This window comes from Duganella sp. P38 (assembly GCF_050859475.1).
Lineage (GTDB): Bacteria > Pseudomonadota > Gammaproteobacteria > Burkholderiales > Burkholderiaceae_D > Rugamonas.
Genome location: NZ_CP193936.1, coordinates 4,336,961 through 4,349,579 on the forward strand (window position 1 = coordinate 4,336,961; position 12,619 = coordinate 4,349,579).

At 64.7% G+C, this 12,619-nt stretch carries 11 protein-coding genes, 1 pseudogene and 1 riboswitch; of the genes and pseudogenes, 7 read left to right on the forward strand and 5 right to left on the reverse strand.

The annotated features are described in order from the left end of the window. The first annotated feature begins 186 nt into the window (after positions 1–186). The 4 genes from ACRQ5J_RS20125 (at position 187) to ACRQ5J_RS20140 (ending at position 4,681) form a co-directional block, all read left to right on the forward strand. Positions 187–1,125 carry a DMT family transporter gene (locus tag ACRQ5J_RS20125; protein WP_432379218.1) on the forward strand — a complete coding sequence of 313 codons (939 nt, stop codon included), beginning with the start codon at positions 187–189 and terminating at the stop codon, positions 1,123–1,125. 99 nt (positions 1,126–1,224) lie between these two features. Then, entirely contained in the window at positions 1,225–1,686 is a 462-nt protein-coding gene (locus ACRQ5J_RS20130) for a RidA family protein (RefSeq protein ID WP_090177463.1), read from the forward strand. An 83-nt stretch (positions 1,687–1,769) separates the two neighbouring features. Further along, positions 1,770–2,963, forward strand: coding sequence for a PLP-dependent aminotransferase family protein (locus tag ACRQ5J_RS20135; RefSeq protein WP_432379220.1), 1,194 nt, complete (start codon positions 1,770–1,772; stop codon positions 2,961–2,963). Between the two features lie 359 nt (positions 2,964–3,322). Next, positions 3,323–4,681 carry a diguanylate cyclase domain-containing protein gene (locus ACRQ5J_RS20140; RefSeq protein ID WP_432379222.1) on the forward strand — a complete coding sequence of 453 codons (1,359 nt, stop codon included), beginning with the start codon at positions 3,323–3,325 and terminating at the stop codon, positions 4,679–4,681. 164 nt (positions 4,682–4,845) lie between these two features. On the opposite strand, the gene ACRQ5J_RS20145 is transcribed toward ACRQ5J_RS20140, so the two are convergent. Continuing rightward, positions 4,846–5,268: a hypothetical protein gene (locus ACRQ5J_RS20145; protein ID WP_432383699.1), complete on the reverse strand. Its 423-nt coding sequence runs from the start codon at positions 5,266–5,268 to the stop codon at positions 4,846–4,848. 19 nt (positions 5,269–5,287) lie between these two features. Next, positions 5,288–5,731, reverse strand: coding sequence for an SRPBCC family protein (locus tag ACRQ5J_RS20150; RefSeq protein WP_432379223.1), 444 nt, complete (start codon positions 5,729–5,731; stop codon positions 5,288–5,290). A gap of 36 nt (positions 5,732–5,767) precedes the next feature. Between ACRQ5J_RS20150 and ACRQ5J_RS20155 the strand changes: the two genes are divergently transcribed. After that, positions 5,768–6,166, forward strand: a complete 399-nt coding sequence (locus tag ACRQ5J_RS20155) for a VOC family protein (protein WP_432379224.1) — start codon at positions 5,768–5,770, stop codon at positions 6,164–6,166. Here ACRQ5J_RS20155 and ACRQ5J_RS20160 read toward each other — a convergent pair. Both ACRQ5J_RS20160 and ACRQ5J_RS20165 read right to left on the reverse strand, forming a co-directional pair. Next, the gene (locus ACRQ5J_RS20160) at positions 6,163–6,300 is read right to left on the reverse strand and encodes a hypothetical protein (protein WP_432379225.1); all 138 of its coding nucleotides are present in this window, start codon (positions 6,298–6,300) and stop codon (positions 6,163–6,165) included. The genes ACRQ5J_RS20155 and ACRQ5J_RS20160 overlap by 4 nt on opposite strands. A gap of 74 nt (positions 6,301–6,374) precedes the next feature. Further along, positions 6,375–9,200 (reverse strand): M16 family metallopeptidase, encoded by a 2,826-nt coding sequence (locus tag ACRQ5J_RS20165; protein ID WP_432379227.1) that lies wholly within the window; start codon positions 9,198–9,200, stop codon positions 6,375–6,377. Between the two features lie 93 nt (positions 9,201–9,293). Then, positions 9,294–9,424: riboswitch (FMN riboswitch) on the forward strand. Between the two features lie 91 nt (positions 9,425–9,515). On the opposite strand from ACRQ5J_RS20165, the gene ribB reads away from it, so the two are divergent. Beyond that, positions 9,516–10,172 carry a 3,4-dihydroxy-2-butanone-4-phosphate synthase gene (ribB, locus tag ACRQ5J_RS20170; protein WP_432379228.1) on the forward strand — a complete coding sequence of 219 codons (657 nt, stop codon included), beginning with the start codon at positions 9,516–9,518 and terminating at the stop codon, positions 10,170–10,172. Between the two features lie 80 nt (positions 10,173–10,252). Here ribB and ACRQ5J_RS20175 read toward each other — a convergent pair. After that, a pseudogene (locus ACRQ5J_RS20175) lies at positions 10,253–11,648 on the reverse strand (MFS transporter). Between the two features lie 88 nt (positions 11,649–11,736). On the opposite strand from ACRQ5J_RS20175, the gene ACRQ5J_RS20180 reads away from it, so the two are divergent. Continuing rightward, entirely contained in the window at positions 11,737–12,603 is an 867-nt protein-coding gene (locus ACRQ5J_RS20180; RefSeq protein WP_432379229.1) for a LysR family transcriptional regulator, read from the forward strand. Positions 12,604–12,619: the final 16 nt, after the last annotated feature.

Here is a 12,619-nt window from a genome sequence, read left to right on the forward strand (position 1 = left end):
ATGGCGCGGGCTTCGCGGGCCTGGGCGGCGGCCAGCGCCTCGTTGACTGCCTCCGCCGCTGCGGCAGCAGCGGCGCCCAGCAGCGACGTGCGTGCTCGTGTATTGGTCATTTTACCGTCACAGTATGTCAAATTATGTTTGCAAGTGTACTGGCACTGTACTGGTTTTGTCACGTACGATAACTTCATGACTGCCACCCCTACCCTGACCACCCACAGCCGCCTGAGCGACGAAACCAGCGGCATGCTGCTCGGCCTGACCGGCGTAGCCATCTTCAGCCTGACGCTGCCCTTCACCCGGCTGGCCGTCGGCGGCGGCGCGGACGGCGCTGGCGGCCTGTCGCCGATGTTCGTCGCCCTCGCCCGCGCGCTGGTCGCCGCCGTGCTGGCCGGCGGCTGGCTGTACTGGAAGCGCGCGCCGCTGCCGCCGCGCGCGGCCCTGCCCGCGCTGGCGATGGTCGCCGTCGGCTGCGTCATCGGCTTCCCCTGGCTGACCTCCGTGGCGATGCGCAGCCTGCCGGCCGCCCACGGCGCTGTACTGGTTGGCGTGCTGCCGCTGGCCACCGCGCTGTTCGCGGCCCTGCTGGGCGGCGAAAAGCCGTCGCCAGGCTTCTGGATCATGGCCATCATAGGCTCGGCGCTGGTAGTCGGCTTTGCGCTGCGCCAGAGCGGCGGCGGCTTGCACATGGCCGATCTGGCGGTATTCGTCGCGGTGCTGCTGGCGGCGATGGGCTACGCCGCCGGCGGCCGCCTGTCGCAGACGCTGGGCGGCCAGCAAACCATCTGCTGGGCGCTGGTGCTGGCCGCGCCGCCGCTGTTGCCGGTGGTCGGCTGGCTGGCATGGCAGGACGCCGGCCAGATCGCCGGCGCCAGCGCCGCCGCCTGGACCGGCTTCGCCTACGTTTCGGTATTTTCGATGTTCATCGGCTTCTTCTTCTGGTATCGCGGCATGGCGCTGGGCGGCGTGGCGCGCGTCGGCCAAGTACAGCTGGTGCAGCCCTTTCTGTCTGTACTGGGCGCCACGGCGGTGCTGGGCGAAACGCTGGAATGGCCAACGCTGGTCTTCGCAATCGCCGTCATCGCCACCGTGGGCGCGGGCCGCAAAATGCAGGTAAAACGCGGCTGAAGCCATACAGTATCTTGATTTCGCGGTGGGCGGCAGCATCCCCCGCCGCGAGAGTACAATATCGGTCTCAACACACATAATTAACAACTGGATAAGCACATGTCTGTTTACGAAAAACTGAAAGCGCTTGATATCACCCTGGCCGCACCAGCCACCCCGGCCGCCGCCTACGTCATGTACGCACAAACCGGCAATCTGGTATTCCTGTCCGGCCACATCGCCAAGCGCGCCGACGGCAGCGTCTGGGTCGGCCAGCTGGGCAAGAATATCGACACCGCAGAGGGCAAGGCCGCCGCGCGCGCCATCGCCATCGACCTGATCGGCACGCTGCAAGCGGCCGTCGGCGGCGACCTGACCCGCGTCAAGCGCATCGTCAAAGTCATGAGCCTGGTGAACTCCACCCCTGAATTTACTGAACAGCACCTGGTCACCAACGGCGCTTCCGAGCTGCTGGGCGAAGTCTTCGGCGATGCCGGCAAACACGCCCGCTCGGCCTTTGGTGTCGCTCAAATCCCGCTTGGCGCCTGCGTCGAAATCGAACTGATCGCGGAAGTCGCGTAAAGCGGGCGGCAGCTTACCCGCTGCCGTTCCTCCTATAAAAGCCGCCACAAGCGCGCTTGTTGTCATTCTCTAGTGAGACACGTATGAAAATTGAAAACCCCAACCCGATCCAGTGGCAGTTCGCCGAACGCGCGGAACAGCTGCAGGCGTCCTTCATCCGCGAGATCCTGAAGATCACGCAGCAGCCGGAAATCATCTCCTTCGCCGGCGGCCTGCCATCGCCGCTGACCTTCCCGGTCGACGCCATGAAGGCGGCCTACGACAAGGTCCTGAGCGAAAACGGCAAGGTCGCGCTGCAATACGGCCCGACCGACGGCTACACCCCGCTGCGCCAGTGGATCGCCGATTCGCTGTCGACCGGCGGCGCCAAAATCGTGCCGGAACAGGTACTGATGGTGTCCGGCTCGCAGCAGGCGCTGGACCTGCTGGGCAAAGTGCTGATCGATGAAGGCAGCCGCGTGCTGGTCGAAACGCCGTCGTACCTGGGCGCGCTGCAAGCGTTCTCGGTCTACCGTCCTGAATTCAAGTCCGTCGACACCGACGACCACGGCCTGGTGCCGTCGTCGATCGAAAAGGTGGCGCAAGGCGCGCGCCTGCTGTACTCCCTGCCGAACTTCCAGAACCCGACCGGCCGCACGCTGTCGGTCGAGCGCCGCCAGGAACTGGTGGAAACCTGCGCCCGCCTCGGCCTGCCGCTGATCGAGGACGATCCATACGGCGCCCTGAGCTACAAGGGCGAGCCGCTGCCGAAGATGGTGGCGATGAACCCGGACGGCGTGATCTACATGGGCTCCTTCTCCAAGGTGCTGACGCCCGGCATCCGCCTCGGCTACGTGGTGGCGCCACTGCCGCTGGCGCGCCGCCTGGAGCTGGCCAAGCAGGCCGCCGACCTGCACACCTCGCAGCTGACGCAGATGGTGGTGCACGAAGTGGTCAAGGACGGCTTCCTGGAACAGCACATCCCGAAAATCCGCGCGCTGTACGGCGACCAGTGCCAGGTGATGCTGGACGCGATGGCCCAGCACTTCCCGGCCGGCGTCGAGTGGACCAAGCCGGAGGGCGGCATGTTCATCTGGGTCACGCTGCCGAAACACATCAACGCCATGCAGCTGCTGGATGAAGCGATCGCGCAGAAAGTCGCCTTCGTGCCTGGCTCGCCGTTCTACGCCAACGACCCGGCCAGCAACACGCTGCGCCTGTCCTTCGTGACCGTGCCGCCGGAGCGCATCCGCCAGGGCATTGAAATCCTGGGCAAGCTGATCGCCGCAAAAATCTAAGCAGTACCTCCCGCGGGCGGCACTCGCCGCCCGCAAAAATACAACATCGGCAGCAGTGACTTTATCACCAATAGTCACTAAAAACGGCCAATCCTTTAACTTCCCGCCAACATTACTTACACCATCTGGCGCTAGCCTGGCTGCGCCTTGATGCATCGGCGACAATACTTGAAAATCAGGGGAAATTTTTCAACCGTGCGAGGTTGCAAAGCGGTATGATTTAGACGGATAGTCACTTTCATATCAGGCCAGCCTTTGTTGAAACGCGCATCGATCACCTTCGCTTGCCCACCACGTTGCCCACCCACGCAACGGTCGACCCACGCCAACCCAACCCACCAGGTTAAAGGCGATTCCCAATGAATTCCGGAAGTCTGAGTTACGCTACGCGGCGCGATGCCGCGATCCTGATCGTTGACGACGCCCCCGAGAACCTCGGCGCGCTGCGCAAGCTGATGGTCGAACAAGGTTACCAGACCTTTGTGGCCACCAACGGCGAGCGCGCACTGAAGATCGCCCGCCGCGTCCACCCGGACCTGATCTTGCTCGACATCGTCATGCCCGGCATGGACGGCTACGAAACCTGCCGCCAGCTGAAAAGCCACGCCGCCACGCAGCGCATCCCGGTCATCTTCATGAGCGCGCGCACCGGCACCGACGACGTGGTGGCCGGCTTCGACCTCGGCGCGGTGGACTACATCAGCAAGCCGCTGCGCATGCCGGAAGTGTGCGCGCGCGTGCGCACGCAACTGCACATCCGCAGCAAGAGCGAGACGCACGAGGAACAGGCCGAGCGCCTGCGCACCATCGTCAACAACATGGCCGAGGGCCTGCTGATCATCGAAGCCGACGGCCGCATCCAGTTCACCAACCCGGCCTGCGACAAATACCTGGGCTACCAGGCCGAGGAACTGGCCGGGCGCACCATCTCCGAGCTGCTCAACCCACTGGTGGCGCAGGAGTACCTGGAATATTTCGAGCGCTACGCCGCCGCGCCGCAGACGGCGCACAACCACGGCACGCGCGAAGTCATCATCCGCCACCGCAACGGCAGTTCGGTGTGCATGGACCTGACGCTGACGCCGATGTACCTGCGCCAGCCGCTGTTTATCGGCCTGCTGCACGACATCACCCACCACAAGCAGTCGGAGGACACGCTGCTGCGCGCCGCCATGGTCGACCCGCTGACCAAGATCGCCAACCGCCGCCACTTCGACACCTTCCTCGAAAAGGAATGGCAGCGCGCCATGCGCAGCGGCCTGCCGCTGTCGCTGGTGGTGCTGGACGTCGACCACTTCAAGCTATACAACGACACGCTGGGCCACCCGGCCGGCGACGCCTGCCTGCAGCAGGTGGCCCAGGCCATCGCCTCGCACGCGTTGCGCCCGACCGACCTGGCGGCGCGCTACGGCGGCGAGGAGTTCGTGCTGCTGTTCGCAGAAACCGACAGCGAGGCCGCCTATCTGCTGGCCGAAGCGATCCGCGCGCATATCGAGTCCTTGCAGATTCCGCATCCGCGTTCGACCACGTCGGCGTGGCTGACGGTGAGCATAGGCGTGGCGACCATCCACCCGCATCAGCTGGACAACACCGAGTCGCTATTCGTCGCCGCCGACCGCGCCATGTACGTGGCCAAGGAAGGCGGCCGCAATCAGGTGCAGGCCACCAAAACCGGCGGCGCCTCGCTGGCCACCGTCAAAGCGCTGGTGATGCGCTGACGCGCGCCGCGCAAGCGGCGTTCCAGTACCTGATCGCGGACCCGCGTGCGGCCGGCGCGCTGGCCGTCATCGAGATCAGCATCCTCGACGAGCATCATTTTGTGGCCGGGGTGGCGGCGCGCTTTACGGGCGAGGCCGACCTGCGCGGGCGCCTGTGACGCGGCTCAGACCGGGCGGCCGCGCACGCGGATGAAGGGGCCGATGCAGCGCTCCAGATTGGCGTCGACGCACATGACGAACATATTGCCGCTGGGGTGAAAACGCAGGTAGCTGGTGACCGCCCGCCCGGCCTTGGTGATGGCGCCGCTGCAATCGGGCTTGCCGTTGTCCTTGACGATGGTGTCGGCCTGCTTGTAGAAGCCATTCCTGTCCGGCTGGTCGGACACGGTGAAGGTGGATTCGGCCACCTCCTCGTTGCTGAACACCAGCGCGGTGCCGTCGGCGCGGATGCGGTAGGTTTCGCTGCATTCGGTGTCCGGCACGGCGGTGCGCCAGGTGCCGATGAGCGGATGGTCGGCCCGCAGCGGCGCGGCATGGGCCGTGGTGGTGGCCGCGACCGCCGCCACTGTCAGTGTCGCCACAAACATCCTCATCGCACACCTCCGCTTATTTTTCCGCCACCGCCTTCAGTTTCGCCAGGCCGTTTTCAAACGCCGGGCCCAGCGCCCGGTCCATGCTGATAATCATATTCATGATCTTACCCGTAAAATCGACTTCGCCGTTCATGCTCCAGCGTACCGTGGTGCCGCCGTCCTGCGGCTGCACCCAGAATTCCATCAGCGACGGTTTGGCGTTATCGCCGGCGAAGGTGAGCTTGACGCTGATATTGGTCGGCGTCTGGCTCAGCACCTCCATCTGCGCCGACGCGATATTATTCCACGGCGACCACTGCGGCCAGTTGCCAAAGTCGCGGATCAGCGGCAGCACCTTTTCCGGCGGCGCCTGGATGCTGACGGCGCGCTGCACGGTGTAGCTCGACGGCTGGAACGCGGCAATGACGAACAGGACCAGCACCAGCGCTGAAATCCCGATGATTAGATTTTTAAACATGTTTTACTCGTAACGTACATTCACAGGAGCCGGACCATGCTGTCGCACATCTACATAGGAAGCAACGATTTTGAACCGGCGCTGGCATTTTACAGCGCCGTGCTGGCAGCGGTCGGCGCGCGCCAGCGCTTTATCGACGCCGGCAAGCCATGGGCCGCATGGCAGCCGGCAGAAGGCGCCCGGCCGCTGTTCGTGATCGGCAAACCGTATGACGGCCAGCCGGCGAGCTGCGGCAACGGCCAGATGGTGGCGCTGATGGCGCCTTCACGCGCGGCGGTGGACCGCGCCCACGCCGCCGCGCTGGCGCATGGCGGCAGCTGCGAGGGCGCGCCGGGCTTGCGGCCGCAGTATCACGCCAACTACTACGGCGCCTACTTTCGCGACCCGGAGGGGAACAAGCTGGGCGTCGTCTGCCACGACGCGGCGGGAGATTAAGCCAGGGCTTCCTTGGCGGCTTCCTCGGGCGTCAGGCCTTCGTAGAACTGGTCGGTGAACCATTCCACCTGCTCTTCGATGTGGTCCTGCGCCTGCTGCTGCGTGGCGCCGCCCTTGACCAGGAAGCCCTCCACTTCGATGCACCAGTTGATCAGCTCCAGGGTTTCCGGGTCAAGCTCTTCTTTTTCTTTGCCATGATGATGACTCCTTACTTCTCGGGATACAGCACCACCTGCAGGTAGTTATCCGTATCAAAATAACGCTGTGCGGCCTTTTGGAGGTCCGCCGTCGTCAGCGCGTTCACGCGCGACTCATAAGTAAGTATATCCTCTGGATTGTTATTATTGAAGAAGGCATTCTGCAAGGACGCCATCCAGTAGCCGTTTTCGCGCATGCCCTTGCGGTAGCTCTTGATCCACGAGGCCTTTACCTTGTTGAGGTCCGCCTCGTCCACGCCATCCTGCTTGATCCTGGCGATTTCCGCAAACGTCGCGGCCAGCACCTTGTCGACATTCTCCGGCGCGCACGGCAGCGTGGCGTTGATCGAGTAGTTCCCGTACGGGATGCGGTTCATGCTGCCGCTCATGCCGCCGCTGTACATCGCGCCCATCTTCTCGCGCAGCGTCTCAATCAGCTTGATGTTCATCACCTCGACCAGCGCCTGCAAGCGGATGCGCTCGACGCGCGAATATTCCACCTCGCCGGTGAACGACAACGAAATAGTGCTCTTCGGCTCCGAGCCGGCGTGCACCTCCTTCTTCACCACGCCCTTCACCGGCCGCACGCCCTCGTCGCGGAAGGCCACCGGAATCTCGCCCGCCGGCAGGCTGGCAAGGTAGGTCGCGATCAGCGGCTTGATCTTCTCCACCTCGAAGCTGCCGATGATGAAGAAGGTGAAGTCGCGCGCGCTCGACATGCGGCTGTTGTAGATGTCCAGCACGCGGTCCAGCGCCAGCTGGTCGAAGTCGGACGGCTTGGCGGCGCGCAGCACGCGCGGGTTGTTGTTGTACAGCGTGGCGGTCACCGTGTCGTAAAACACCGACTCCGGCCGCGCCAGATTGTTCTGCGCCAGTTCGCGCTGGCGGTCGACGTAGGCGCTGTAGATGGCGGCGTCCTTGCGCGGCTGCGTCATTTGCAGGTAGACCAGTTGCAGCATGGCTTCCACGTCCGAGCTGCCGGAGCTGCCGCCGACCGATTCGTTGAGCGAACTGACTTGCGCGCTGGAGCTGACGCTCTTGCCGGCTAAAACCTTTACCAGGTCGTTGGGCGAGTAATTCAGCACGCCCATCTGGCCGACGATGCTGCTGGCGTAGTGGGCGGCGAAGACATCGCTGTCCGGCAGCAGCGACCAGCCGCCGTAGCGCAGGCCGCCGAGGATCACCTGGTCGTTATTGAAGTCGGTCGGCTTGAGCACCACCTTCACGCCGTTGCTCAGGGTGAGTTCCGTGGTGCCGATTTTGGCGTTGACGCTTTCGCTGACGATGCTGCCGGCCTGCGGCAAGGCGGGCATCAGCTGCGAGGCATAGACCTTGTCCTCGATCGGCTTGACGGCGATCTTCTCGGCCGCCGTGGCGGTGGCCACCAGCTGCGCGGCCTTGGGCGGCGTCACGCCCGGCTTGTCGCTGCCGCTGTAGATCACCAGCTTGCTCTGGTTGACCGGTATCGCCGCGCGCACGGCGGCGTTCACCTCCTGCACGCTGATCTCCGGTATCAGCTCGGTGGCGTAGCGGTATTCGGCGGCGATGCCGGGAATCGATTCGTCCTCCAGGAAGTTGCGGATGTATTCGGCCGCGTAGCCGGCGGAATCGGATTTATCGCGCTCGTTGTACATGCGCTCATAGTTGCGCAGCATGCCCTTCTTGGCGCGCTCCACTTCGGCGGCGCTGAAACCGTACTGGCGCGCGCGCTGGTCTTCCTGCACCAGCGCGTTGATGGCCGGCGTGGCGCCGCCCTTGCCCAGCACCGCGCCGGCGCCGAAGGAACGGTAGCCGCGCACGATCTTGTTCATGCCGCTGCCCCCTTGCAGGAACGGCGGGTCGGCCTGCTGCGTCAGTTCGTACATGCGCTGGCTGAGGATAAAGCTGTACATGCCTTCGATGAGCTTCTGGCGATAGTCGGCGATGGTGCCGCCGGCCGGCCAGGACTGGATAGGATAGCGGATGTAGACGGTGTTGGCGCTGACTTCCTTGTCGGTGAAGACGATGCCTTCGGACTTCTGCCGCTGTGGAATCCTGGCGTAGTTGCGCGGGCGCGGATTGACCGGGTTTTTCAGCTTGTTGAAGTGCTGCCCGATCAGGCGCTCCGCCTCGGCCGGTTCGATGTCGCCAACCACTACCACCGCCATCAGGTCCGGGCGATACCAGTCGCGGTAGAAGCGCTTGATGGCGTCGTACTTGAAGTTCTTGATGATCTCATCTTTACCGATCGGCATGCGCTGCGCATAGCGCGAACCGTTCAGCACCTTGGGCAGCACCAGTTTGTTCATGCGGTCGTCGACGCCTTTGCCGAGGCGCAGTTCTTCCAGCACGATACTGCGTTCGCTGTCGATGTCGGCGTTGTTGAACGACAGGCCGTGCGCCCAGTCTTCCAGCACCTGGAAGCCCTGCTCGACAGTTTCCTTCTTGTCGGTGGGGATGGGCAGGATGTACACCGTTTCGTCGAAACTGGTGTAGGCGTTGAGGTCCGCGCCGAACTTGACGCCGATCGACTGCAAATAGGACACCAGCTCGTTGCGCTTGAAGTTGGTGGAGCCGTTGAAGGCCATGTGTTCGGTGAAGTGCGCCAGGCCTTGCTGGTCGTCGTCCTCCAGGATCGATCCGGCCTTGACCACCAGCCGCAGCTCCAGCTTTTTCTCCGGGCGGCCATTCTGGTGGATGTAGTAGGTCAGCCCGTTGGCCAGCTTGCCCATCTTGACCTGCGGTCCGACCGGAATCTGGTCGCTGAGCTTCAGTGGCGGGAGGGTATCGGCTTGCGCCAGAAAAGACCATGCCAGAAGTGCAGCGCCGGACACGATACGCAGGGTAATCAGCTTCATTCCGAATGCAAAATAGGTAAGAGAGCAGCTACCTTACACCGAAATCCGCAATTCAGGGTAGAATCCTCGTGCCTGCCGCCCGGCAGGCGACAACAACGTCTTCGGGGCGGGGTGTAATTCCCCACCGGCGGTAAGGTTCACAACCAAGCCCGCGAGCGCGGTAACGCGCAGACCTGGTGCGACTCCAGGGCCGACGGTTAAAGTCCGGATGAAAGAAGATGTGCGCTGTACGCATCCTGCCGCACGTTCGTGCGCGGCTGGCTGCGCGTATTCGCTTGCCCTGTCGCGTTCCTATTTTATCAAGGAGCGTTTCCCATGCTGGACCAAACCGCAGTATCCCCTTATTCCCTGGTATCCGACGATCTGGAAGGTCGCATCCACGCGGCGCTGGAAGCCATGCGCGCCGGCGTGCCGGTCATCCTGCTCGACGATTTCGACCGCGAGAACGAGGCCGACCTGATCGTCGCCGCCGAGAAGATGACCGTGCAGACCATGGCCATGATGATCCGCGAGTGCAGCGGCATCGTTTGCCTGTGCCTGAGCGCCGACAAGGTGCGCGAACTGGAGTTGCCGATGATGGCGGCCAATAACGGCAGCCGCTATGGCACGCCGTTCACGGTGTCGATCGAGGCGCGTGAAGGCGTCACCACCGGCGTCTCGGCGGCCGACCGCGTGACCACCATCCGCGCGGCCACGGCGGCCAACGCCAGGCCGTCGGACCTGGTGCATCCGGGCCACGTGTTCCCGCTGCGCGCCACGCCGGGCGGCGTGTTGTCGCGCAAAGGCCATACCGAGGGTTCGGTGGACCTGGCCACGATGGCGGGCCTCGATCCGTCGGCGGTGCTGTGCGAGTTGATGAACCCGGACGGCACCATGATGCGGGGCGCGGATATCGAACGCTTCGCCGAACTGCATCGGATGCCGATTCTGACCATCGCCGAGATGATCGAGTGGCGCCGCCTTCACGAGTAAGCCGTCACTCGCGCGAAGGCGGGAGTCCATGGGGCGCTTGCCGGGTATGGGTTCCCGCCTTCGCGGGAACGACGGCAGGCTTAGGTCGGCCTGCCAAGTTTGACGTGGCAGTAGACGAGGCATAAGGCGCCGGCGTAGGCGGCGGCGATCAGCGTGAACGCCAGCGGCATGCGCAGCGCCCAGTCGGGCGCCGCGTGCATCACGCTGCCCATCATCGCCACGCCCACCAGCGCGCCGATCTGGCGGTTGGCGTTGAGCGCGGCGGCGGCGCTGTTGGCGTGCGCCTTGCCCGCCACCAGCATCACCGTCGCCGTCATGCCCGGAATCGCAATGCCGATGGCGACGTTCATCACCGCGGCCGCCGTCACCAGCAGCCAGTACGGCGTGTCCGGACGCAGGCCGAACAACATCACCAGCGCCATGGCCAACCCCACCATCAGGCCGTACATCATCGGCGGCCGCGTGCCGACGCGCGCCGTGATGCGGCCCGAGGTCAGGTTGCCGATGGCGAAAGCAGCCATCATCGGAATCAGCTTGAAGCCCGTCTGCAAGGCATCCGCCCCGCCCTGCTGGATAAACAGACTAAGCAGGAACAACTGCCCGAACACCGCGAAGTTAATCAGGAAGCCCACGCCGTTGGCCGCCGCGAACGCCGGCGTCTCGAACAGCGCCTTGGGCAGCAAGGGATGCGCACCGGCGCGCTCGCGCCGCACCAGCAGCGCGGCGGCGGCCAGCGCGGCCACCCCGGCGCCCACCACGCCGGCCGAGGTCCAGCCCAGCGCCGGGCCTTCGATCAGCACAAAACTCCAGCGCCGCCAGCGCCACCACACCCAGCGCATGGCTCATCATCGACAGGTCGCGCGCCTGGCGCGGCGTGGCCGGCGCCAGCATCTGGGTCAGCACGATGCCCAGCAGGCCGATAGGTACATTCACCCAGAACACGCTGCGCCAGCCGAATTCGTGCACCAGCGCGCCGCCGACCAGCGGCCCGGCCGCCGACGAGCAGCCGACGATGGCCGACCACGTGCCCAGCATCCGTGCGCGCGTGGCCTGGTCCTCGTAGGCGTGCGTCAGCAGGCTCAAAGAACTCGGCATGAACAGCGCCGCGCCCACGCCTTGCAGGAAGCGTGCGGCGATCAGCGCGTTGCCACTGGGTGCAACAGCGCACAGCACCGAACCGAGAATGAAGACACTAAGGCCGCCCTGATATACGGCCTTGGGGCCGAAACGGTCGGCCAGCGCGCCGCCTGCCATCAGCAACGCGGCGAAAGTCAGCGTGTAGCCATCCACCACCCATACCAGGCCGGTGAGCGGCACCGCCAGGCTGGCCGAGATGTCGCCCAGCGCGGTGTTGACGGCGGTGACGTCGATCATGGCCATGACAAAGCCGATGGCCAGCGTCATCAGCATCAGCAGCGGCGGTACTTGCCGCGCTCGCGCGGCGGTGGTGGTGGTGGTGGTGTTCGATGTATTCATGCCGGCATGGTAGGCCGCTTGCGCAATGCAGTAAATACGCATAACATCAGCGCTATGATGCAAAAATGCATCGCGCACAGAGACTGACATGGACTGGGACAACGCCCGCATCTTCCTCGCCATCTACCGCAAGGGCACGCTGCGCGCCGCCGCCGCCGCGCTGGATATCGACCAGGCCACCGTCGGCCGCCGCCTCAACGCCCTGGAAAAGTCGCTGGGCGCGCGGCTGTTCCTGCGCACGCCGTCCGGCTACATGGCCACGCCGGCCGGCGAACTGGCCGTCACCGCCGCCGGCAAGATGGAGCAGGCGGCGCTGCAATTCCAGCGCGAGATGCAGGGCATCGACAACCGCCTGTCCGGCAGTGTGCGCGTAACCACCTCCGACACCATGGCCGCGCATTTCGTCATCGCCGCCATGCAGCGGCTGCACGTCATGCATCCGGAAATCCGCATCGTGCTCAGTACCAGCACCAGCATCACCAGCCTGACGCGGCGCGAGGCCGACCTGGCGGTGCGCACGCTCAAGCCCACCGATCCTGACCTGATTTCGCGGCACCTGACCCGCCGCAGCATGGGCCTCTATGCCACGCCGGGCTATCTGAAAGAGCGCGGCGTGCCGGTGCCGGGCAACGGGCTGGCGGGGCACGACATCGTGATCTACCAGCCTTCGGTGGCGCCGCGCCACCAGGAGAAGATTTGCATGGAGCCGGTGCACAACGCGCGCGTGGCGATGGAGGTCAACAGCGGCCTGGCGCTGATCGAGGCGGCGCGGCTGGGCATGGGCGTGACCGAACTGCCCTGCCACATGGCCGACAACGATGCGCGCCTGGTGCGCGTGTGGCCCGAGCGGGTCGATCACTACGATGTGTGGCTGGCGATGCATGCGGATTTGAGCCGCAGCGCCCGCGTGCGCGCGGTGGCCGACGCCATCATCGACAGCTTCCCGGAAAAGTAGCGGACGCCGGTTTCCA